The organism is Pseudomonas sp. GW822-FHT07A10 (assembly GCF_058798795.1).
Map to the genome: position 1 here is coordinate 59,836 of NZ_JBXAKV010000002.1, position 22,309 is coordinate 82,144.

Below are 22,309 nucleotides of genomic sequence, written 5' to 3' on the forward strand. Positions count from 1 at the left end.
GAGCTGCTGTTGAAACTGCTGATTCTCGATCGGGACGGGGTGATCAATTACGACTCCGACGCGTACATCAAGTCGGTGGAGGAGTGGATTCCACTCCCCGGTTCGATCGAAGCGATCGCGCAGTTGAGCAAGGCCGGCTGGACGGTGGCGGTCGCCACCAACCAGTCGGGCATCGCTCGCGGCTATTACGACATCGCCACCCTGGAGGCCATGCACGCGCGCTTGCGCGAGTTGGTGGCGGAGCAGGGTGGCGAAGTCGGGCTGATCGTCTATTGCCCGCACGGGCCAGACGATGGCTGCGATTGCCGCAAGCCAAAACCCGGGATGTTGAAAACCATCGCCGCGCATTACAACGTTTCGCTGACGAATCTATGGTTCGTCGGCGATACTCTCGGTGACCTGGAGGCCGCCAAAGCCGTCGACTGTCAGCCAGTTTTGGTAAAGACCGGGAAAGGCGAAAAGACTCAGGGCAAGACCCTACCGGCAGGCACCTTGATTTTTGACGATCTGGCGGCGATTGCCGCAGAACTTATCCACAACTAAGGCTCTTCTGACATCCTGGCCAAGGACTGATCGGGAGTGCGCTTGAATAGGCGGGCAGTGCCCGCAACGGTAAATGTCGCCATGTCGATACTGCAGGCCATCAGAACTTTCCTCTTTTACCTGCTGCTGGGCACCAGTTCGTTGCTCTGGTGCACCCTGAGCTTTTTTATCGCGCCGTTTCTGCCATTCAAGGCGCGTTATCGCTTTATCAACGTGTATTGGTGCCGCTGCGCCTTGTGGCTGAGCAAAGTCTTTCTGGGTATTCGCTACGAAGTGAAGGGCGCCGAGAATGTGCCTGAACAGCCCTGCGTGATTCAGTCGAACCACCAGAGCACCTGGGAGACGTTCTTTCTCTCGGCCTACTTCGAACCGTTAAGCCAGGTGCTCAAGCGCGAATTGCTCTACGTGCCGTTTTTCGGCTGGGCCATGGCCATGCTGCGGCCGATCGCCATCGACCGTGACAACCCGAAAGCTGCGCTCAAGCATGTAGCAAAGAAGGGCGATGAACTGCTCAAGGACAATGTCTGGGTGCTGATTTTCCCAGAAGGGACTCGCGTTCCCTACGGCACCATCGGCAAGTTCTCCCGAGGCGGCACCGCGTTGGCCGTCAATGCGTCATTGCCCGTGCTGCCGATTGCACACAATGCCGGCAAGTTCTGGCCAAAAACCGGTTGGGCCAAAAAGCAGGGCGTGATTACCGTGATCATCGGCGCGCCAATGTACGCCGAGGGCAGCGGGCCACGGGCCATCGCCGACCTGAATGACCGGGTGCAGGCCTGGAACGAACAGATGCAGCGCGAAATGGGTTCGCTGCCAGCAGCCCCGGCGGCACCAAGTGCAACCGATCAAGTGACTGTCTGAGATTCTGTGGATAACCTGTGTACCGTTTTGTTGAAAATCGCTGTATTTCGTTTTTAAGCTTTTGATTTGCATACATATTTCTTAAGCAAATAAAACTTCGGAAAACGTGCATAAGTTTTTTTCGGACGTAAAAAAACCGGCTGATATAGCCGGTTTTTTTATGCCTGTGAAAAAGATCAGGCTCACTCGCTCAATAGGGGCAGCTGGACACTGAACGTCGTACCTTGCCCCACCACGCTATGACAGGAAATCCGCCCGCCGTGACGATCCACCACCGCCTTGACCATGGACAACCCCAGCCCCAGGCCGTCACTGCCGTGAGCCGATGCAAAGCGTCGATACTGACTGAACAACTCGGGGAGTTCTTCGACGGCAATCCCTCGGCCCTGGTCGGCGATCTCGCACGTCAACCAACCCTCGGCACAACTCACCCGCACGCTGATCCGCGAACCTGCCGGACTGTACTTGATGGCATTTTCCAGCAGGTTGAACAGTGCCCGTGTCAGTAACGACTGATCGGCCAGGACCAGCGCTTCAGCATCTTCGTCGAGGTCATGCAGCAACTGAATGTTCTTCAGATGAGCGATGCTCGAGGCCTGGTCGAAGGTATCGAGCAGCAACATCGCGAACATACTCGGCTGAAACTGATAGGCCTCGGATTCAGCCTTTGCCAACTGCACAAAGGCCTCGGTCAGGTTCAGCGCCTTGCGTACTTGTAATTCGATCTGACTGAACACTTGAGTGTCGCCAGACACCTGATGCCGCTGAACGTCGAGCAAAGCCAGAATCGCCGAGTGGGGGGCCCTCAGGTCATGAGACAGAAAACGCAGCAACACGGCCCGCTGCTCCTCGGCGTCCCGTTCGACGCTCAAGTCAGTGAGGCTCAGTAACCAGCCAATCACCGAGTCGCCCTCGGCCGGCAACAGCGGCGCCAGGTCCAGACGCAGGCTGCGTGCCTGAGTGTCACGAAATTCCAGCGGCTCCAGGGTCGACAACGCCGGTAGCGTTCCATCGGACGGCACCGGGTAACCCAACTCGCTCAGTTGCTCGAGCATCTCCTCGCCCACCAGGCTGCTGGAAAATATCTCTCGAGCCTTACGGTTGGCCAACAGAATGCGCCCGTTCGGATCGCTGATCAGCGTCGCCACCGGCAAGTACTCAAGGCCATCGGCAATGAAACGCCGGGTGTCACGTGTCCGGCTCATGGCCTGTTCCAGCGCGACGATTTGCCCTTGCAGCACATCGCCAGCCGGAGCCTGGGTACGGCGGCGTTCGGGAAACACTTTCGGCTCGCTGTCCAGACGCGCCAGTTCCCAGCCGAAATAGGCGAGCACCGCATTCAGCCTTCGCCAATTCCAGATCAGGTAACCCAACAGCATACCCAGCAGACTCGCGGCCGGTGACCACCACCAGCCAAGACGTAACAGCAGGCTCGAACCCAGCAGCGCGACCGCCATTGCCCCCAGGGTCAGCCATAACGCGCGACGCGGACGCACCAACATCAGGCCCAGCAACTCACCGACAATCACCACCGATAACAACGCCGCCAAACGTTCATCGAGAGCCACAATGTTGCGCTGTTGCAGCAGCCCATTGAGGATATTTGCCTGAATTTCGATGCCCGGGGTGGTGCCCATGCTCGCCGATTGCGGTGTCACGTAACGGTCCCCCAAACCTGGAGCGGTGGAGCCGATCAGGATCAAGCGATCGCGCAGCAATTCGGGCGGGACTTCACCGCGCAAGACGCTGACGTAGGGCACACTGGGAAAACCCGCATCGGAACGGATGAAAGGAATCCGTATTTCGTGGGCTCGCTGCCAGCCTTGTGTCGACGGCAGGGCCGGGGTCCCGGGCATCGGTACATTCTCCTTGTCGGCAAGGGTCTGTTCGTACAGCAGCCAGGCCAGTTGCGCACGTGTTTGTTGTGCCGGTCCTTCGCTTAAGTACACACTGCGAACGATCCCGTCGGCATCCGCTTGGGCATTGATGTGCCCGACGCCTTTGGCGCAATGGCTCAGTGGCGCCACCGGTTCAATTTCCCCCAAAGGCTGTCCATAACGCGCCACGCCTTCACGCAGCAACGGCACGAAGACATTTCCGGCACGGCAGGCCGCCTGGGCCAGAAGCTGATCGTTGCCGGGATGGCTATCGGGCTCGCTGAAAATTACGTCGAACAGAATGCCTTTGGCGTTCGCAGCGCCTAGCCGATCAAGCAACTGCGCGTGCATGGCCCGCGACCAAGGCCATTTGCCTAGCTGCTGCAAGCTGTAGTCATCGATCGTGACGATGAGTATTCGTGGGTCCACCGGCAGCGGGCTCAGCCGACGCAGGTTGTCGTACAGCAGATTGCTCAAGACCAGGCCATGGGTCATGGACAGCACTGCCGTCAGCGGCAACAGGATCAGGCTGACCCACAGCCACTCGCGGACCATTCGCCGAAACAGCCGCTGAGCCTGGGTCGGCTCGCGACCATCCTTCCTTGGGCGGCCCTTCATCGGTCGTCGGCCAGGGCGCTATTGGACACGCGTGGTCCTGGGGTAATAGAAAATGTCATACACCCCGGTCTCTCCTTCTAACCCCTGAGCGTCATACGCCGACAGGCGAACATGGTAGAACAACGCCTTCAACCCGCTGAATTTGACCTCGGGCGTGCTGGAAAACTGCTCTTGCTTGATGTCCAGAAAGGCCGCGTCGGTGGCCACTTGCGCCCGATAACGCGTGGCGCCTTCGATGGGCTTCATGATCAATTGCCAGACAGGCACATTACCCGTTTGACCGGCCTGCCCCAACAAACGTGGGGCAGGTAACAAGTCGATTGGCGTCAACGTGCCTTGTTTCTGAATACGCAAACCCTGACGGGCCATGACCTGGACTTCATCATCCTCAGGGCCCTGAGTCCGTTTGGCAGTGGAGCGGGCAGAGCGGGGGCGCGACAGTTCCTCATCACGATTGACCGCCACGTGCCCGTTCAGCACTTCCAGTAATGCCTGGCCATCATCATCGTTGCGCACCCGGAAGTGCGTACCCCGTACGCCCAGTACACCGACCGGCGTGACGATCTGAAAACGATCATGGTCGCTGGCACGCTTGATCACATACGACTCGACCTGGCCCTGCTCGAGGATAACCTGAGGGATCGAATGTTCTTCATTGAGGTGTAGCGTGATCTGGGAGCTGGAAGGCAGCACTACCCGCGAGCCATCGCCCAGGGACAGGCTGACAAACGCCGAGGGTGAAGTCTTGATGCCTTCCTGCTCATCGATCGGCATGCCTTCCTGCAGTGGCGTCTGTTTACCTTTGGCATCCAGCTTCCAGGCTTCGCCGGTCAGGTGCTCGACAGTCGCGGGCAGCGGTTGGCCGCGACATTGTTGATTGTCATCGATATAAGGCAGACGTTTTGCCGAGGCGGCAGCCGCCGATGCACTCTGGGTGAACAATTCCATCAACCCGGCAACCAGTAAAAGACAAACGCCAGAACGGCGTGGGAGCAATAAGGTCATGAGGTTCATGGATTGGCTTTTATGCTCTTATACAAATCATGCCGGGAAACGCCCGCGCTGACGCACGATACCTGACCGGATGCTCTGGCAGATAGCCATGGGCGCAAAGGAAATGAGATGACACATCCCTGTGTCAGAACTGAGCAGGCACTCCATGTGTTTTCCCCTGAACTGCAGACCCGCCGAAAACCGGCGATCGACGGTCCTGCAGTTTGGCATTGACGCTCCCTGCGTCGGAGCACATCCCAATGCCCCTGTGCCGCTCAGCGAAAACGAATTTACCGGCATAAGCGACCTTGCGCGGTCATTCTCAATATTTGTTCAGAATTGACTGAAGGCGCCTAAAACACCCAGCGTTGTTGCGCCGAGCGAATGTCGAGCTGGGCGGCTTCCACCTGTGCGGAGTGCACCGGGGCAAAGCCTGGCGAGTCGCCCATCACCGTGTTCGTCTCTGCCGGGCCGAAGTAACGCGGTGTAACATTCTGCTCGATGACTGATATTGACTGGACCGTGGTGCATCCCAATCCGAGACCCGCGGCCAACATCAACGCTGCTAATCTTGTAAACCCGTTAAAGATAATCTTTAGACGCATTTTTTCCCACAGTCCCTCTGGAGCATTCTGCCGATAATTCATCGCCTACCGGCTAAGTGATATCAGCGTATCCACACTTGGGAAGTTCACAGCAATTCGCCACAATTGTTCAGATTCAATCAATCAGCCTAAACTCCCGCAGGAATTTTCTTAACCGTTGCACTTACGAGATGAAGGAAGCACTCGGCATGCGTGTCGCAATACTGGATGACGAACCCGCCGAACTCCGCCGGGTGGAACAGACACTGCGACAGATCCCCGTCACGGGGGAGCAGGCGTGGACGTTGCACAGTTTCGAGCGGGGAGAGGACCTGTTACGGCAACTTCGCCGGGAAACTTTCGATCTGCTGATCCTCGACTGGCAATTGCCCGACATCAGCGGTCTGTCGTTGTTGCGCTGGACCCGGGAACACATGGACTCACCACCGGCCGCGATCATGCTCACCAGTCGCGATACCGAAAGCGATATCGTCCAGGCCTTGAACGCCGGAGCCGACGATTACGTGAGCAAACCGTTTCGTCCTAACGAGCTGATGGCTCGGGTCAGCGCCGTGCTTCGTCGGCATGGACTGCAACGCGCGGCAGCCACCGAAGTACTCACATTCAATGACCTCGAATTCGACGACGCCGAACTCACTGTCACCCGTGCCTCCACCCCCATCAGCCTGACCGAACGGGAATACCGTCTCGCCCGCTGCCTGTTCGCCAATCTGGGCCGACCTTTATCCCGTGAATACTTGTATGAGCGCTTTTGGACCCATGAAGAAATCGTCTCCTCCCGGCCCCTGGATACTCATATTTATCGCCTGCGCAACAAGCTGGGCCTGACGGCTGATCGCGGTTGGCAACTGCTGACGATTTACGGGTATGGGTATCGGCTTGAGAGCGTAGCCACCGCTAGCGAATGATTCGACGAACAATATAAAAGTCCAACGCTGAGCGTTGGCAGTGTCCATTACGGTAGTTCTGCGCGGGAAATAAATCCCCCGCCCATGTAGATTTCAATTGATCAATGTTCTGGCACGACCGCCTTAGTCCGAGCGCAACCTGGCTCTGGGGGCGGCATGGATTGTGTCGGCAGACTTGCGATAGAGGCCGACTGCCAATCCCATAATGATGATCGCAATTGAAATCAAGTTCGGTATCGAGATGTGTTCGCCGATAATCAGCATCGAACTGCCGATGCCGAATACCGGAATCAACAACGACAGCGGTGCCACTGTTGAAACAGGATAAAGCTTCAAGAGCGAGTTCCACCCCCAATAGGCAAAGTGTGTGGCCAGATAAACCTGGAAAATAATCGATAGCACAGCTGTCAGGTCGAGACTGCTTTGCAGATTCTCAAAGGGCGCGGCACCTTGCATGAGCCAGGCGATGAAGAAGAGTGGGATGGGTGGAAACAGACTGGCCCAGACCATAAATGAAAAGATCTCTTTGACACCGGATGTCTTGATAATCATGTTGCCGACGCTCCAGGCGACTGCACTCAGCACAATCAGCAGTACTCCAAGTATCGCGTGCTCCCCTTGCTGGGTAGAAATGATGCCCGCCAACCCGACCAATGCCAGCAGTGCCCCGATAAGCTGAGCCCTACGTAGCTTCTCTTTAAATAATAACGCCCCCCACCCCATGGTGAAGAACACGCTGAGCTGGATGATCAGCGAAGCAATACCGGGGCTGACACCGACTTGGATGCCATAGTTGATTACGCCCCACATACCCAATCCGAAAATGAAGCCGTAGGCGACAACATAGCTGAACTTGATGGCGGGGCGCTTTATGAAGAACACCAAAGGTATGGCGGCGAGTGCAAAGCGTATTCCGGTTAACACAAAGGGATCGATCGAGCGTAACCCCAGCTTGGTGATTGGAAAGTTCACTCCCCACACTAAAGTGACGAGTATCGCCAGAACCAAATGTTTTTTCTGCATATCCCTATCCTCACATTAAGCGGCACACCGCGGTATGCCTCATTCCAATCAGTTCAATGCGAACCGTTTCTGCATCAGGCATTTTTGGAGATGTGATTCTATGGTCCAAAAATTTGGCCTGCTTGCTATAGCAGGTCTACTTTTGTCAAAATCGGGCCATGTCGATCAATCCAACACTAGATCCCTACGAGCATGGAAGCCCCGATGCTGTGGTGAACCTGAGCAAGTATTCTTCGGGTACTGTTTTTGCGCGGCATACGCACAGTCGTGGTCAGTTTGCGTACGCCTCGACGGGCGCGTTGAAGATGTTCACCGATCAGGGGAATTGGGTTGTCCCGCCTCAAAGAGCGCTTTGGGTTCCCGCGTGCGTGTCGCATGAAATGCATATGCACGGCGAAGTGACCATGATCAATACTTACCTCAATGAGGCTGCCTCCATCCGCGCCGGTTTGCCGGAGCATTGCCAGGTCTACGATGTTTCGCCGTTGCTGAGGCATCTGTTGGAAGCAGCGCTGGCCATCGACCCGGAGCAAGCGCCTAGTATCCGAAGCCAGTCCGTACAGACGCTGCTGGTGGATGAAATCGGCGCCATGTCGGAGCTTCCATTGAGCGCACCATTGCCTTCGGAACCTCGACTGGCCGTTTCGTGCCATCGATTCCTGGATGCCCCCACGCAGAATATCTCCATCAGTGAAATGGCCAGCTGGTCGAACATGAGCCGGCGAACGTTCACGCGAAGTTTTCGGGCAGCGACTGGCATGAGTTTTGTGTTCTGGCGGCAACAAGTCTGTTTGCTGGAAGCAACATCCAGACTGAGCAATGGTTCATCTATCACCGAAGTGGCGATGGATCTGGGTTACAGCAGCCCAAGCGCATTTACCTCGGTATTTCGGCGTAACCTGGGGGATTCACCGGGGCGTTATCTGGCCAAGTCCAAAGGCGCATCGATGTTCTGAGCGATTGATCAGGAAGGGTGTCTAGTCCTGAAACAGGTGTAAACCTTATTCAGGACGGGACACGCGCAATAAAAAAGGCCAACGCTTAGCGTTGGCCTTTTTTATTTTAGCGGTCCTGCCGGATCAGAAGTCCAGGTTGGACACCGCCAGGGCATTGCTTTCGATGAAGTCACGGCGAGGTTCGACCGCATCACCCATCAGGGTGTTGAAGATCTGGTCGGCGCCGATGGCGTCTTCGATGGTCACTTTGAGCATGCGGCGCGAGCCCGGATCCATGGTGGTTTCCCACAGCTGATCAGGGTTCATCTCACCCAGACCTTTGTATCGCTGGATGGTATGACGCTTGGTGCTTTCGGCCATCAACCATTCAAGGGCTTCCTTGAATTCGGTGACGGCTTTCTTGCGTTCGCCACGTTGGATATAAGCGCCATCGTCCAGCAGGGTGCTCAGTTGAGCGCCCAGGGAAACGACGGTCTTGTAATCGTTGCTGCCGAAGAAGTCGCGGTTGAAGGTGACGTAGTTCGACAGGCCGTGGGAGATCAGTTCGACCTCTGGCAGCCAGACGTTACGCTCACGGTCTTCGCGCAAGCTGGCCTTGTAGACCAGGCCGGACTTCTCGACGGTGCGCAGACGAACTTCGTACTGAGCCAGCCAATCCTGCATCGCTGCGTGATCGGACAGTTGCTCCATGCTGACCGCTGGCAGGTAGATGAAGTGCTCGGTCAGTTCCTGTGGGTACAGGCGCGACAGGCGCTTGAGGGTCTTCATCACCAGACGGAAGTCATTCACCAGACGCTCGAGGGCTTCACCCGAGATACCCGGTGCTTCCTCGTTCAGGTGCAGGCTCGCATCTTCCAGGGCCGACTGCGTCATGTACTCTTCCATGGCGTCGTCGTCTTTGATGTATTGCTCTTGCTTGCCTTTCTTCACTTTGTACAGCGGTGGCTGAGCGATATAGATGTAGCCGCGCTCGATCAGCTCCGGCAGCTGACGGAAGAAGAAGGTCAGCAGCAGGGTACGGATGTGCGAACCGTCGACGTCAGCATCGGTCATGATGATGATGTTGTGATAACGCAGCTTGTCGATATTGTACTCGTCGCGACCGATGCCGCAGCCTAGCGCGGTGATCAAGGTGCCCACTTCTTGCGAAGAGATCATCTTGTCGAAGCGCGCCTTCTCGACGTTCAGGATCTTGCCCTTCAATGGCAGGATGGCCTGGGTCTTGCGGTTACGTCCCTGCTTGGCGGAGCCGCCAGCAGAGTCACCTTCCACGAGGTACAGTTCGGAAAGGGCAGGGTCTTTTTCCTGGCAGTCCGCCAGTTTGCCCGGCAGGCCGGCGATGTCCAGCGCGCCTTTACGACGGGTCATCTCACGGGCTTTACGCGCCGCTTCACGAGCACGCGCCGCGTCGATCATCTTGCCGACGACCAGCTTGGCTTCGTTCGGGTTTTCCAACAGGAAGTCGGAGAAGTACTTGCCCATTTCCTGTTCGACCGCGGTCTTCACTTCGGAAGACACCAGCTTGTCTTTGGTCTGGGAGCTGAACTTCGGATCCGGCACTTTCACCGAAATGATCGCCGTCAGGCCTTCGCGGGCATCGTCACCGGTGGTGGCGACTTTGTGCTTCTTCGCCAGGCCTTCAGCTTCGATGTAGGTGTTCAGGTTACGCGTCAGTGCCGAACGGAAACCCACCAGGTGAGTACCGCCATCGCGCTGTGGAATGTTGTTGGTGAAGCACAACAGGTTCTCGTTGAAGCTGTCGTTCCACTGCAGGGCGATTTCCACGCCGATGCCGTCTTCACGCTGGATGTTGAAGTGGAACACCTGATTGACCGCAGTCTTGTTGGTGTTCAGGTATTCAACGAATGCACGCAGACCACCTTCGTACTTGAACAACTCTTCCTTGCCGCTGCGCTCGTCCTTGAGGACGATGCCGACACCGGAGTTGAGGAAGGACAGTTCGCGAATCCGCTTGGCCAGGATGTCCCAACTGAAGTGGATGTTCTTGAAGGTGTCAGCCGAAGGCTTGAAGTGAATCTGGGTACCGGTGGATTCGCTGTCGCCAACGATTTTCATCGGTTCTTGCGGAACACCGTGGACGTAAGTCTGTTCCCAGATCTTGCCGCTGCGGCGAACGGTCAGGACCAGCTCTTCGGACAGGGCGTTAACCACCGATACACCTACACCGTGCAGACCACCGGAAACCTTGTAGGAGTTATCGTCGAACTTACCGCCGGCGTGCAGCACGGTCATGATGACCTCGGCCGCCGAAACGCCTTCTTCTTTGTGCACGTCTACCGGGATGCCACGACCGTTGTCGCGAACAGTGATGGATTCATCCGGGTGAATGATGATGCTGATGTCGTCGCAGTGGCCGGCCAAAGCTTCGTCGATCGAGTTATCGACCACCTCGAACACCATGTGGTGCAGACCGCTGCCATCGTCGGTGTCACCAATGTACATACCGGGACGTTTGCGTACGGCATCCAGGCCTTTCAGCACTTTAATGCTCGTTGAGTCGTACGTATTTTCTTCGCTCAATGCCTTCACTCCCGATGGTCGTGGGTCTGGGTGATACGGCCCTGTTCCACGTGGAACAAAGCGACTGGCGTTTCCGTCTGCCAGCCTTCCCTCAATAATTCGTGATCTACACAGGTGATAAAGACCTGGCAGCGTAAGTCTTCCAGCAAGCGGCAAAGCGCGCGACGGTGGTGCTCGTCCAGTTCGGACGGCAGGTCATCCACCAGATAAATACACTGGCCGCGTCGGGCCTGGCTGACCAAGTGCCCTTGGGCAATCCGCAATGCACAGACCACCAACTTCTGCTGACCACGGGACAAGATGTCCGCGGCGTTATGTGCGCCTAATCGGAGACGCAAATCAGCCCGTTGTGGTCCGGCCTGGGTATGACCCATTTGCTGATCCCGCTGAAGGGATCCGGCGAGCACTGCACTCAACTCACGGTCTTTGTCCCAGCCTCGGTAATAGCTGAGCGTCAAGCCCTCAAGCTCAACCAGTTCGCTCAAGGTCTGTTCAAAGACTGGTTTCAAGGCTTTGATGTAAGCGCGGCGGTATTCATCTATTTCATCGCTGGCCTGGCACAGTTCCCTGTCCCAAACCGCTTGCGAAACGGCGTCAAGTGTACCATGCCGCAGCCAAGAGTTTCTCTGGCGCAAGGCCTTCTGCAAGCGCTGCCACGTAGACATGAATCGCGGTTCCACGTGGAACACACCCCAGTCGAGAAACTGCCGGCGAATCTTCGGCGCGCCTTCCAGCAGGCGGAAGCTGTCCGGGTTGATCAACTGCAGCGGCAGGATCTCCGCCAGTTGTGCCGCACTACGGGCGTTCTGCCCGTCGATGCGGATCTGGAACTCTCCCTGACGATCGCGAGATATCCCCAATGCGCTGTGCCCGCCCTCGGCCAATTCGACCTGGCCAAATACCGTGCACGCCAATTGTTCGTACTGAATAACCGGCAACAGGCGGGTGCTACGAAACGAACGGGCAAGCCCCAGCAGATGAATGGCTTCCAGAACACTGGTTTTGCCGCTGCCGTTGGCGCCGTAAAGAATGTTGATTCGGGGGGAGGGGGAGAAGGTCACCGGGTGCAGATTGCGCACCGCGGTGACCGAGACGCGACTTAAGGACATCTAGCTTCTGCTGAGCATGATTACAGACGCATCGGCATGACAACGTAAGCCGAGTCGTCGTTGTCGGACTCTTGCACCAGCGCACTGCTGTTGGAGTCGGACAGGATCAGGCGAACCTGCTCGGTGGTCATCACGCCCAATACGTCGAGCAGGTAGCTCACGTTGAAGCCGATTTCCAGAGAGCCGCCGTTGTACTCAACGCCCACTTCTTCTTCCGCTTCCTCCTGCTCCGGGTTGTTCGCCTGGATCTTCAGCTGACCATTGGCCAGTTGCAGACGGATGCCGCGGTACTTCTCGTTGGACAGAATCGCGGTACGGCTGAACGCTTCACGCAGGGCCTGGCGATCGCCGAGTACCAGCTTGTCGCCGCCTTTAGGCAGAACGCGCTCGTAGTCAGGGAATTTACCGTCGACCAGTTTCGAGGTGAAGGTGAACTCGCCGGTGGTGGCACGGATGTGGTGCTGGCCCAGCACGATGCTGACGTTGCCGTCCGGTTCGGTCAGCAGACGTGCCAGTTCCAGGATACCTTTGCGTGGCACGATCACCTGATGACGATCCGGCTGACCGATATCGGCCTGCATCGAGCACATGGCCAGACGGTGACCGTCGGTCGCCACGGCGCGGATGATCCCGGCCGAGACTTCCAGCAGCATGCCGTTGAGGTAATAACGCACGTCCTGCTGCGCCATGGCGAAGCTGGTGCGTTCGATCAGGCGACGCAGTTTGCTTTGCTCAAGGCTGCAGGTCAGCGAACCCGGGCCTTCTTCCACCGTCGGGAAGTCGTTGGCCGGCAGGGTCGACAGGGTGAATCGGCTACGGCCGGCCTTCACCACGAGCTTCTGCTCATCGACCTTGATGTCGATCAGCGCATCGTTTGGCAGGCTCTTGCAGATGTCCATCAGCTTGCGCGCAGGCACAGTGATGGAACCCGGGTCTGCAGGCTCTTCGAGTTGCACACGACCGACCAGCTCGACTTCCAGGTCGGTACCGGTCAGCGACAGTTGCTGGCCTTCGACAACCAGCAGCACGTTGGAAAGCACCGGCAAGGTCTGTCGGCGCTCGACGACGCCTGCGACCAGTTGCAGGGGTTTCAACAGGGCTTCGCGTTGAATGGTGAAATGCATGGTCTAGTCCCTTGCCTTAATAAGCTGCGCTGGTGTTCATCAAGTGGTCAGTGTACGCAGCAGGTTCTTGTAGTCCTCGCGGATGTCCGCGTCGGATTCCTTAAGCTCGTTGATCTTGCGGCAGGCGTGCAAAACAGTCGTGTGGTCGCGGCCGCCAAACACATCGCCGATTTCCGGCAGGCTGTGGTTGGTCAATTCCTTGGACAACGCCATAGCGACCTGACGCGGACGTGCTACCGAGCGTGAACGACGCTTGGACAGCAGGTCGGAGATCTTGATCTTGTAATACTCAGCGACGGTGCGCTGAATGTTATCCACAGAGACCAGTTTATCTTGCAACGCCAACAAGTCTTTCAGGGATTCGCGAATCAACTCGATGGTGATGTCGCGGCCCATAAAGTGCGAGTGGGCGATCACGCGTTTGAGCGCGCCTTCCAGCTCACGGACGTTGGAGCGAATACGCTGAGCGATGAAGAATGCCGCGTCGTGTGGCAGATCGACTTTGGCCTGGTCGGCCTTTTTCATCAGGATCGCTACACGGGTTTCCAGCTCCGGCGGCTCGACGGCAACCGTCAGACCCCAGCCAAAGCGGGATTTGAGGCGTTCTTCAAGGCCTTCAATTTCTTTCGGATAGCGGTCACTGGTGAGAATGACCTGCTGGCCACCTTCGAGCAGGGCGTTGAAGGTGTGGAAAAACTCTTCCTGCGAACGTTCCTTGCGAGCGAAGAACTGAATGTCATCGATCAGCAACGCATCCACCGAACGGTAGAAGCGTTTGAACTCGTTGATCGCGTTCAACTGCAGCGCCTTGACCATGTCGGCCACGAAACGCTCCGAATGCAGGTACACGACCTTGGCATTCGGGTTCTTCTTTAATAGGTGGTTACCCACAGCGTGCATCAAGTGGGTTTTACCCAAACCGACGCCGCCATAAAGGAAGAGCGGGTTGTAACCGTGTTTGGGGTTGTCCGCCACCTGCCAGGCCGCAGCCCGTGCCAGTTGGTTGGACTTACCTTCGACGAAGTTCTCGAAGGTGAATGTGCGGTTCAGGTAGCTGGTGTGCTTGAGCGCACCTTCGACCTGCACCGTGCGCTGCTCGGAACGAACCGGGGCCTGTTGCGAACTGGCGCCGGCCATAGGGTCGAAGCTGTCGCGGGACGGTTCTTCACTGACCTCGGCAACTTTTTGCGTCGAACGCTTGGTCGGTGCCGCTGCCGGAGCAGGGGCTGGAGCGCTGACCGGTGCGGCCGCCGCCTGAGCCTGGGACGCCGCAGCGGCCAACGGGGCATTGGGTGCCGCACGCGGTGCCGAACTGCGTTTGCTGCCTATTAATAAGGAAAGCGCCGGCGCCATGCCATTGCCGTGCTCATCCAGCAGTTCAAGGACGCGGCCCAGGTACTTTTCGTTGACCCAGTCGAGAACAAAACGATTCGGTGCGTAGACACGCAACTCGTCGCCTTCGGCTTCGACCTGTAGCGGGCGGATCCAAGTGTTGAATTGTTGGGCAGGCAGCTCATCGCGCAAAAGCTCCACGCACTGCTGCCAAAGTTCCACTGACACGGATATCCCCTAAGTTGAAAGCCGGTGAGGCAAAAACAAGCGGTCATTGTAGCGGCCAGACGCCCACTTATCCACATGCAGGTTGCGCACAGGGCATGAATTATCAACGCGTTAACCCTCAAAAAGAAGACCAACGGTATGTGCATAAGCTCTGTGGATAACCGCCCATGAGGGCACTGGACAAGTGGGGGCGAAACTCGGTGGATAACCTGCCTGTGGATAACTGACCTTTCCACACACAGCTTATCCGATAGCGCAGCACAGGCTGATCACCGTTTTCCACTGTAGTTGTCATTCTCTGTACATCACGGTTTTTAAGGGCTTAAGGCAGTTATCCACAGATCATCGCGTGCCTAGCTTTTACAAGCTTTACAGAAAAGCTTTAAATAATTCCCTTCTTTATTTCTATATCTAGCGAACGACCTGCGGACGAGCAAATCCTCTGGAGATCTATTTATAAGGAAACGTTGGTTGGAAATTGACCTAGAGGCTTGCTTTCTCTAGAATCCCCGGTCTCTTAAAACGGGGGCCATTCCGGCCCGTTGTGGACGAACCAGGTAACACGACAATGAAACGTACTTTCCAACCAAGCACTATCAAACGCGCTCGTACCCACGGTTTCCGTGCTCGCATGGCTACCAAGAACGGTCGTGCCGTCCTGTCGCGTCGTCGCGCCAAAGGTCGTGCGCGTCTGGCAGTTTGATAATCCGGCACTGGAGGTGAGTCAGGACTTCAGTCGGGATAAGCGTCTGCTTACTCCCCGGCATTTCAAGGCAGTCTTTGACTCCCCTACCGGCAAGGTTCCGGGGAAAAATCTCCTGCTCCTTGCGCGCAATAACGATCTTGATCACCCCCGTCTCGGGCTGGTTATCGGGAAAAAGAGCGTAAAGCTCTCCGTCGAGCGCAATCGCCTCAAACGTCTGATGCGCGAATCGTTTCGCCTGAACCAGGATTCACTGGTCGGTTGGGACATTGTTATCGTCGCGCGCAAAGGTTTGGGTGACGTAGAAAACCCCGAATTGATTCAGCATTTCGGCAAACTCTGGAAACGTCTGGCACGCAGCAAGCCGGTACCAGCAGTCAAAGCCGAAACTGTAGGGGTAGACAGTCCCGATGCGTAAACTGGCACTCGTTCCGATCCAGTTTTATCGCTATGCCATTAGTCCCCTGATGGCCAATCACTGTCGTTTCTACCCCAGTTGTTCCTGCTACGCGTTAGAAGCCATAGAAAATCATGGCCTTCTGCGCGGTGGCTGGCTGACCTTTCGTCGTTTAGGTCGCTGTCATCCGTGGAATCCCGGTGGTTATGACCCGGTTCCACCTATCCCTACCTCCCGTTCTTCTTCGATGGCCGAGTAATCATGGATATCAAACGCACGATCCTGATCGTCGCCCTGGCAATCGTGTCCTACGTTATGGTTCTTAAATGGAACCAGGACTATGGCCAGGCTGCCCTGCCGACTCAGAATGTTGCTTCCAGTACTACCGCACCGGGTCTACCGGATACGGCGACTGGCAATAATGCTTCCGCCAGTGACGACATCCCGCGCGCCGCAAGCGATACCAGTGCAACTGCACCTGCTGAAACGCCAGTGGCTGCAAGCAAAGACCTCATCCAGATCAAAACGGATGTGCTCAACCTGGCTATCGATCCACAAGGTGGCGATGTTGCCCAGTTGACGCTGCCGCTGTATCCACGTCGCCAGGACCATCCGGAAATTCCATTCCAGTTGTTCGATAACGGCAACGAGCGGACTTATCTGGCTCAGAGCGGCCTGATCGGCACCAACGGTCCGGACGCAAGTCCTGCCGGTCGTCCGGTTTACTCCTCCGAGAAGAAGATTTATCAACTGGCTGACGGTCAGGACCAATTGGTCGTGGACCTGAAGTTCAGCAAGGACGGCGTCAACTACATCAAGCGTTTCACCCTGAAACGTGGCCTGTATGACGTAACCGTTTCCTACCTGATCGACAACCAGAGCGCTCAGCCCTGGTCCGGTGCAATGTTCGCGCAACTGAAGCGTGACGCCAGTTCCGATCCTTCTTCCAGCACTGCCACCGGTACCGCGACTTACCTGGGCGCCGCCCTGTGGACAAGTAACGAGCCGTACAAGAAAGTGTCGATGAAGGACATGGACAAGGCTCAGCTGAAAGAAACCGTCAGCGGTGGCTGGGTTGCCTGGTTGCAGCATTACTTCGTGACCGCGTGGATTCCGGCCAAGGGCGAAAACAACGTCGTCCAGACCCGTAAAGACAGCAAAGGCAACTACATCATTGGCTACACCGGTCCTTCTCTGACCGCTGCGCCAGGTGCCAAGGTTGAAACCAGCGCCGTTCTGTACGCAGGTCCAAAAAGCCAGGCTGTCCTGAAACAGTTGTCCCCAGGCCTGGAACTGACCGTCGACTACGGCATTTTGTGGTTCATTGCCCAGCCAATCTTCTGGTTGCTGCAACATATCCACGCACTGGTTGGTAATTGGGGCTTCTCGATCATCTTCCTGACCATGCTGATCAAGGGGATTTTCTTCCCGCTGTCGGCCGCCAGCTACAAATCCATGGCACGCATGCGTGCAGTGGCACCGAAACTGGCCGCGCTGAAAGAGCAACATGGCGAAGACCGGCAGAAAATGTCGCAAGCCATGATGGAGCTGTACAAGAAAGAGAAGATCAATCCACTGGGTGGCTGCTTGCCAATCCTGGTGCAGATGCCGGTTTTCCTTTCGCTGTACTGGGTTCTGCTGGAAAGCGTGGAAATGCGCCAGGCGCCATTCATGCTGTGGATTACTGACCTGTCGATCAAGGATCCGTTCTTCATTCTGCCGATCATCATGGGCGCAACCATGTTCATCCAGCAGCAGTTGAACCCGACGCCTCCGGATCCGATGCAGGCCAAGGTGATGAAGCTGATGCCAATCATCTTCACCTTCTTCTTCCTGTGGTTCCCGGCCGGTCTGGTACTGTACTGGGTAGTGAACAACTGCCTGTCGATCGCCCAACAGTGGTACATCACGCGTAAGATCGAAGCAGCTACCAAAGCAACTGCCTGATTTACACTGTGGATAACCACTCAAAACGCCCCCTAGTGGGGCGTTTTGCTATCTGTCACTTTTGTCTGGATACCGGTTTATGAGCGTTCCTCGTGAAACCATCGCAGCCGTCGCCACCGCTCAAGGTCGCGGCGGTGTGGGCATCGTCCGTATTTCCGGGCCGCTGGCGAGTGTGGCGGCCAAAGCCATCAGCGGCCGCGAGCTGAAACCGCGGTTCGCCCATTACGGCCCGTTCCTCAGTGAAAACGAAGAGGTGCTGGACGAAGGCATCGCGCTGTATTTCCCGGGACCGAATTCGTTCACCGGCGAAGATGTGCTGGAGCTGCAGGGCCACGGCGGACCAATCGTCCTGGATATGTTGCTCAAACGCTGCCTGGAACTGGGCTGCCGTCTGGCCCGACCGGGTGAATTCAGCGAACGCGCCTTCCTCAATGACAAACTCGACCTGGCTCAGGCCGAAGCCATCGCCGATTTGATCGAGGCGAGTTCTGCACAGGCTGCACGAAATGCCCTGCGTTCGTTGCAAGGGGCGTTTTCCCAGCGTGTGCATAACCTTACCGAGCAATTGATAGGCCTGCGCATTTACGTCGAAGCGGCTATCGACTTCCCTGAAGAAGAAATCGACTTCCTCGCAGATGGCCACGTGCTGAGCATGCTGGACAAAGTGCGCGACGAATTATCCACAGTGCTTCGGGAAGCCGGGCAGGGGGCCTTGCTGCGTGACGGCATGACGGTAGTCATTGCCGGCCGGCCGAATGCCGGCAAGTCCAGCCTTCTGAACGCCCTGGCCGGACGTGAAGCCGCGATCGTGACCGAGATTGCCGGCACGACCCGGGATATTCTTCGCGAACATATCCACATCGATGGCATGCCGTTGCATGTGGTCGACACTGCCGGGCTGCGGGATACCGACGATCAGGTCGAGAAAATCGGCGTAGAACGGGCATTGAAAGCCATCGGCGAGGCGGATCGGGTATTGCTGGTGGTCGATGCCACGGCTCCCGAGGCCCTTGATCCATTTGCCTTGTGGCCTGAATTCCTCGAAACCCGCCCGGATCCGGCAAAAGTGACGCTGATTCGTAACAAGGCAGACTTGACGGGTGAAGCGATTGCCCTGGAAGTCAGTGGCGATGGCCACGTCACGATCAGCCTCAGTGCCAGGTCCGCCGGCGAAGGCCTGGAGTTGTTGCGCGAGCATCTCAAGGCCTGCATGGGTTACGAGCAGACCTCTGAAAGCAGCTTCAGTGCTCGCAGGCGCCACCTGGAGGCACTGCGCCACGCGAGTGCGTCCCTCGAACACGGCCGCGCGCAGCTGACGTTAGCGGGTGCCGGTGAACTGCTGGCCGAAGATTTGCGGCAAGCCCAGCAGTCTTTGGGCGAAATCACCGGGGCATTCAGCTCCGATGATCTGCTGGGCAGGATCTTCTCCAGCTTCTGCATCGGTAAATAGTCCTTCTGCGTTACCCACAGACAGGCCGTTCTGGCCTGTCTGCTCCCCTTCTCCTGAAATAGCCCTCCGCTCCCGAGCAGATTTTTCTGTTCGCGCGGATTTTCCGTGCCCGGGATTTGCTCGGTCAGCCCTTTTCTGTGGATTAAGCCCTGTGAATAACTGCCGCTAAGGGCAGTTGATAACAAGGCCTCAAAACTGAAGATAACCGCCTCTGTGGATAACAACCCCTTTCATCCACAGGCTTACACCGGTTATCCAAGGGCCTCCTCGGCACATGACCACAGGGTTTTGAATCTCTGTACACATTGAAAATAAAGGCCTGTATGAATCTATCCACAGAAAGGTGGGTCAGTAGAAATAAACATAAAAACAAAGATTTAATAAATTTCTCTCTTTTTAATTTCTATAACCCCGACTTCTCCACAGCTGGTTAAATTTTGTGCAAAGGGTTCTTTAGGAAGGGCGAAGTCCCTATACTTGCCGACCAGGTCCAAGAACCTGAGCTCAAACTATTCCGGATTACCTGACTAAAGCAGGCACGAGGTGCGTGGTGGATTTCCCTTCCCGTTTTGAAGTGATCGTCATCGGCGGCGGTCATGCCGGTACCGAGGCAGCACTTGCATCAGCACGTATGGGGGCAAAAACCCTGTTGCTGACGCATAACGTGGAAACCCTCGGTGCCATGAGCTGCAACCCCGCCATTGGTGGGATCGGCAAAAGCCATCTGGTCAAGGAAATCGATGCCCTGGGCGGCGCGATGGCCATGGCTACCGATAAAGGTGGTATTCAATTTCGCGTATTGAACAGCCGCAAAGGCCCGGCCGTGCGTGCTACTCGCGCCCAGGCAGATCGGATTCTGTACAAGGCAGCTGTCCGCGAAACCCTGGAAAACCAGCCGAACCTGTGGATATTTCAACAGGCCGCGGACGACCTGATCGTCGAACAGGAACAAGTGCGCGGCGTTGTCACGCAAATGGGCCTGCGTTTCTTCGCCGACTCCGTGGTGCTGACGACGGGCACCTTCCTCGGTGGACTTATCCACATCGGCATGCAGAATTATTCCGGCGGTCGCGCCGGTGATCCGCCTTCGATTGCTTTGGCACGTCGTCTGCGTGAACTGCCATTGCGTGTCGGTCGCCTGAAAACCGGTACTCCGCCGCGTATTGACGGTAGGTCTGTGGATTTCTCGGTCATGACCGAGCAAGCCGGTGATACGCCGATCCCGGTCATGTCGTTCATGGGCTCCAAAGAGCAGCACCCGAAACAGGTCAGTTGCTGGATTACCCACACCAACGCCCGGACCCACGAAATCATTGCCGCCAACCTCGACCGTTCGCCGATGTATTCCGATGCCGGGTTGATCGAAGGCATCGGCCCACGTTATTGCCCATCGATCGAAGACAAGATCCACCGCTTTGCCGACAAGGAAAGCCACCAGGTCTTCATCGAACCGGAAGGGTTGACCACTCACGAGCTGTACCCGAACGGGATATCCACATCCTTGCCGTTCGACGTGCAATTGCAGATCGTGCAATCGATCCGCGGCATGGAAAACGCGCACATCGTGCGCCCGGGCTATGCCATCGAGTACGACTACTTCGACCCGCGTGACCTGAAGTACAGCCTGGAAACCAAAGTCATCGCCGGTTTGTTCTTCGCCGGGCAAATCAACGGCACCACCGGTTACGAAGAAGCCGGCGCCCAGGGTTTGCTGGCCGGAGCCAACGCCGCACTGCGAGCCCAGGGCAAAGATGCCTGGTGCCCGCGTCGCGATGAAGCGTACATCGGCGTTTTGGTTGACGACCTGATTACCCTCGGTACCCAGGAACCGTATCGAATGTTCACATCCCGCGCTGAATACCGCTTGATTCTTCGCGAAGACAATGCCGACCTGCGCCTGACCGAAAAAGGTCGCGAACTGGGTCTGGTGGATGACGTGCGTTGGGCGGCTTTCTGCAAAAAACGCGAAAGCATCGATTTGGAAGAGCAACGCCTGAAAAGTACCTGGGTTCGCCCGGGCACCGAGCAGGGCGATGCGATTGCCGAGAAGTTCGGTACGCCGCTGACCCACGAATACAATTTGCTCAACCTGCTGAGCCGTCCGGAAATCGACTACGCTGGTCTGATCGCCGTGACTGGCGGGGGCGCAGAAGATCCACAGGTCGCCGAACAGGTCGAAATCAAGACCAAATACGCCGGTTACATCGACCGTCAACAGGATGAAATCGCACGCCTGCGGGCCAGCGAAGACACCAAACTGCCTGTGGATATCGATTACACGAACATCTCCGGTCTCTCCAAAGAGATCCAGAGCAAGCTCGGTGCGACCCGTCCAGAGACTTTGGGCCAGGCATCGCGTATTCCGGGCGTGACCCCGGCGGCGATTTCGCTGTTGATGATTCATTTGAAAAAACGCGGCGCGGGCCGTCAGTTGGAGCAAAGCGCTTGAGTTCGTTGGTTACCTCGCAACATGCAGAAGAGTTATCCACAGGTGCTCGCCAGCTCGGTGTCACACTGACGGAAGCCCAGCACGCTCAGCTGCTGGGTTATCTGGCCTTGTTGATCAAATGGAACAAGGCTTACAACCTGACCGCCGTGCGCGATCCGGACGAAATGGTCTCCCGTCACCTGCTCGATAGCTTGAGCGTGATGTCGTTCGTCGAAAACGGTCGCTGGCTCGACGTTGGCAGCGGCGGTGGCATGCCGGGTATTCCGTTGGCGATCCTGTTTCCAGAGTCCCAGGTGACCTGTCTGGACAGCAACGGCAAGAAAACCCGCTTCCTGACCCAGGTCAAACTCGAACTCAAACTGGATAACCTGCAAGTTATCCACAGTCGCGTCGAAGCCTTCCAGCCTGAACTGCCATTCAACGGGATCATTTCCCGGGCGTTCAGCAGCATGGAGAACTTCAGCAACTGGACTCGCCATTTGGGCGACGCCGATACACGCTGGCTGGCAATGAAGGGCGTTCATCCCGCCGATGAGCTGGTAGCATTGCCGGCAGACTTCCACCTCGATAGCGAACACGCCCTGGCCGTACCCGGTTGCCAAGGCCAACGCCATCTGCTGATACTGCGCCGCACGGCATGATTGG

General features: G+C 56.8%; 19 protein-coding genes. 11 read left to right on the forward strand and 8 right to left on the reverse strand.

Annotated features, from left to right (window positions below):
• Nucleotides 1–3 precede the first annotated feature (3 nt).
• Together gmhB and AC1RL4_RS03750 are read left to right on the forward strand one after the other, a co-directional pair.
• The gene (gene gmhB, locus AC1RL4_RS03745; protein ID WP_177324973.1) at nt 4–543 is read left to right on the forward strand and encodes a D-glycero-beta-D-manno-heptose 1,7-bisphosphate 7-phosphatase; all 540 of its coding nucleotides are present in this window, start codon (nt 4–6) and stop codon (nt 541–543) included.
• A gap of 81 nt (nt 544–624) precedes the next feature.
• A complete protein-coding gene (locus tag AC1RL4_RS03750; protein WP_018927315.1) occupies nt 625–1,404 on the forward strand; it encodes a lysophospholipid acyltransferase family protein in 780 nt (259 codons plus the stop codon).
• A 182-nt stretch (nt 1,405–1,586) separates the two neighbouring features.
• On the opposite strand, the gene AC1RL4_RS03755 is transcribed toward AC1RL4_RS03750, so the two are convergent.
• From AC1RL4_RS03755 to AC1RL4_RS03765, 3 genes are all read right to left on the reverse strand, one after another.
• Nucleotides 1,587–3,899: a CHASE2 domain-containing protein gene (locus tag AC1RL4_RS03755; RefSeq protein WP_019580334.1), complete on the reverse strand. Its 2,313-nt coding sequence runs from the start codon at nt 3,897–3,899 to the stop codon at nt 1,587–1,589.
• 18 nt (nt 3,900–3,917) lie between these two features.
• The gene (locus AC1RL4_RS03760; RefSeq protein WP_425439710.1) at nt 3,918–4,904 is read right to left on the reverse strand and encodes a FecR family protein; all 987 of its coding nucleotides are present in this window, start codon (nt 4,902–4,904) and stop codon (nt 3,918–3,920) included.
• Between the two features lie 341 nt (nt 4,905–5,245).
• Complete coding sequence (locus AC1RL4_RS03765; protein WP_169342502.1) at nt 5,246–5,449, reverse strand: hypothetical protein; 204 nt, start codon at nt 5,447–5,449, stop codon at nt 5,246–5,248.
• A 236-nt stretch (nt 5,450–5,685) separates the two neighbouring features.
• Here AC1RL4_RS03765 and AC1RL4_RS03770 point away from each other — a divergent pair, with 236 nt between their 5' ends.
• Entirely contained in the window at nt 5,686–6,405 is a 720-nt protein-coding gene (locus tag AC1RL4_RS03770) for a response regulator transcription factor (protein WP_026331802.1), read from the forward strand.
• A gap of 123 nt (nt 6,406–6,528) precedes the next feature.
• On the opposite strand, the gene AC1RL4_RS03775 is transcribed toward AC1RL4_RS03770, so the two are convergent.
• Entirely contained in the window at nt 6,529–7,428 is a 900-nt protein-coding gene (locus tag AC1RL4_RS03775; RefSeq protein WP_028940077.1) for an EamA family transporter, read from the reverse strand.
• A gap of 158 nt (nt 7,429–7,586) precedes the next feature.
• Between AC1RL4_RS03775 and AC1RL4_RS03780 the strand changes: the two genes are divergently transcribed.
• On the forward strand, nt 7,587–8,384 hold the full coding sequence (locus AC1RL4_RS03780; RefSeq protein ID WP_032831051.1) for an AraC family transcriptional regulator: 798 nt from the start codon (nt 7,587–7,589) through the stop codon (nt 8,382–8,384).
• A 123-nt stretch (nt 8,385–8,507) separates the two neighbouring features.
• Here the strand turns inward: AC1RL4_RS03780 and gyrB are convergent, their stop codons facing one another.
• Genes gyrB through dnaA form a run of 4 tightly spaced genes read right to left on the reverse strand, consistent with a single transcriptional unit; the run spans nt 8,508 to nt 14,718 of the window.
• Nucleotides 8,508–10,925, reverse strand: a complete 2,418-nt coding sequence (gene gyrB, locus AC1RL4_RS03785; protein ID WP_007934319.1) for a DNA topoisomerase (ATP-hydrolyzing) subunit B — start codon at nt 10,923–10,925, stop codon at nt 8,508–8,510.
• Nucleotides 10,926–10,930: 5 nt separating this feature from the next.
• Entirely contained in the window at nt 10,931–12,034 is a 1,104-nt protein-coding gene (gene recF, locus AC1RL4_RS03790) for a DNA replication/repair protein RecF (RefSeq protein ID WP_018927321.1), read from the reverse strand.
• A 20-nt stretch (nt 12,035–12,054) separates the two neighbouring features.
• The gene (gene dnaN, locus AC1RL4_RS03795) at nt 12,055–13,158 is read right to left on the reverse strand and encodes a DNA polymerase III subunit beta (protein ID WP_007903001.1); all 1,104 of its coding nucleotides are present in this window, start codon (nt 13,156–13,158) and stop codon (nt 12,055–12,057) included.
• Nucleotides 13,159–13,197: 39 nt separating this feature from the next.
• The gene (gene dnaA, locus AC1RL4_RS03800) at nt 13,198–14,718 is read right to left on the reverse strand and encodes a chromosomal replication initiator protein DnaA (RefSeq protein WP_007934322.1); all 1,521 of its coding nucleotides are present in this window, start codon (nt 14,716–14,718) and stop codon (nt 13,198–13,200) included.
• A 568-nt stretch (nt 14,719–15,286) separates the two neighbouring features.
• Between dnaA and rpmH the strand changes: the two genes are divergently transcribed.
• From rpmH to rsmG, 7 genes are all read left to right on the forward strand, one after another.
• Nucleotides 15,287–15,421, forward strand: a complete 135-nt coding sequence (gene rpmH, locus AC1RL4_RS03805) for a 50S ribosomal protein L34 (protein WP_003213577.1) — start codon at nt 15,287–15,289, stop codon at nt 15,419–15,421.
• Between the two features lie 16 nt (nt 15,422–15,437).
• Entirely contained in the window at nt 15,438–15,839 is a 402-nt protein-coding gene (gene rnpA / locus AC1RL4_RS03810; protein WP_026286513.1) for a ribonuclease P protein component, read from the forward strand.
• Nucleotides 15,832–16,077: a membrane protein insertion efficiency factor YidD gene (gene yidD, locus AC1RL4_RS03815; protein ID WP_003213574.1), complete on the forward strand. Its 246-nt coding sequence runs from the start codon at nt 15,832–15,834 to the stop codon at nt 16,075–16,077. The genes rnpA and yidD overlap by 8 nt, the downstream gene beginning before the upstream one ends.
• Before the next feature lie 2 nt (nt 16,078–16,079).
• Nucleotides 16,080–17,765, forward strand: a complete 1,686-nt coding sequence (yidC, locus tag AC1RL4_RS03820) for a membrane protein insertase YidC (RefSeq protein ID WP_019580342.1) — start codon at nt 16,080–16,082, stop codon at nt 17,763–17,765.
• Nucleotides 17,766–17,844: 79 nt separating this feature from the next.
• On the forward strand, nt 17,845–19,215 hold the full coding sequence (gene mnmE, locus AC1RL4_RS03825) for a tRNA uridine-5-carboxymethylaminomethyl(34) synthesis GTPase MnmE (protein WP_019580343.1): 1,371 nt from the start codon (nt 17,845–17,847) through the stop codon (nt 19,213–19,215).
• 550 nt (nt 19,216–19,765) lie between these two features.
• Entirely contained in the window at nt 19,766–21,664 is a 1,899-nt protein-coding gene (mnmG, locus tag AC1RL4_RS03830; RefSeq protein WP_019580344.1) for a tRNA uridine-5-carboxymethylaminomethyl(34) synthesis enzyme MnmG, read from the forward strand.
• On the forward strand, nt 21,661–22,305 hold the full coding sequence (gene rsmG, locus AC1RL4_RS03835) for a 16S rRNA (guanine(527)-N(7))-methyltransferase RsmG (protein WP_007934329.1): 645 nt from the start codon (nt 21,661–21,663) through the stop codon (nt 22,303–22,305). Before mnmG ends, rsmG begins: the two co-directional genes overlap by 4 nt.
• Nucleotides 22,306–22,309 lie beyond the last annotated feature (4 nt).

What these genes read in the sequence shown, in the direction of transcription:
- AC1RL4_RS03750 (WP_018927315.1), top strand. Translation starts at nt 625, where the DNA reads ATGTCGATACTGCAGGCCATCAGAACTTTCCTCTTTTACCTGCTGCTG.
- AC1RL4_RS03755 (WP_019580334.1), bottom strand. Translation starts at nt 3,899, where the DNA reads ATGAAGGGCCGCCCAAGGAAGGATGGTCGCGAGCCGACCCAGGCTCAG.
- AC1RL4_RS03760 (WP_425439710.1), bottom strand. Translation starts at nt 4,904, where the DNA reads ATGACCTTATTGCTCCCACGCCGTTCTGGCGTTTGTCTTTTACTGGTT.
- AC1RL4_RS03765 (WP_169342502.1), bottom strand. Translation starts at nt 5,449, where the DNA reads ATGTTGGCCGCGGGTCTCGGATTGGGATGCACCACGGTCCAGTCAATA.
- AC1RL4_RS03770 (WP_026331802.1), top strand. Translation starts at nt 5,686, where the DNA reads ATGCGTGTCGCAATACTGGATGACGAACCCGCCGAACTCCGCCGGGTG.
- AC1RL4_RS03775 (WP_028940077.1), bottom strand. Translation starts at nt 7,428, where the DNA reads ATGCAGAAAAAACATTTGGTTCTGGCGATACTCGTCACTTTAGTGTGG.
- AC1RL4_RS03780 (WP_032831051.1), top strand. Translation starts at nt 7,587, where the DNA reads ATGTCGATCAATCCAACACTAGATCCCTACGAGCATGGAAGCCCCGAT.
- recF (WP_018927321.1), bottom strand. Translation starts at nt 12,034, where the DNA reads ATGTCCTTAAGTCGCGTCTCGGTCACCGCGGTGCGCAATCTGCACCCG.
- dnaN (WP_007903001.1), bottom strand. Translation starts at nt 13,158, where the DNA reads ATGCATTTCACCATTCAACGCGAAGCCCTGTTGAAACCCCTGCAACTG.
- rpmH (WP_003213577.1), top strand. Translation starts at nt 15,287, where the DNA reads ATGAAACGTACTTTCCAACCAAGCACTATCAAACGCGCTCGTACCCAC.
- yidD (WP_003213574.1), top strand. Translation starts at nt 15,832, where the DNA reads ATGCGTAAACTGGCACTCGTTCCGATCCAGTTTTATCGCTATGCCATT.
- yidC (WP_019580342.1), top strand. Translation starts at nt 16,080, where the DNA reads ATGGATATCAAACGCACGATCCTGATCGTCGCCCTGGCAATCGTGTCC.
- mnmE (WP_019580343.1), top strand. Translation starts at nt 17,845, where the DNA reads ATGAGCGTTCCTCGTGAAACCATCGCAGCCGTCGCCACCGCTCAAGGT.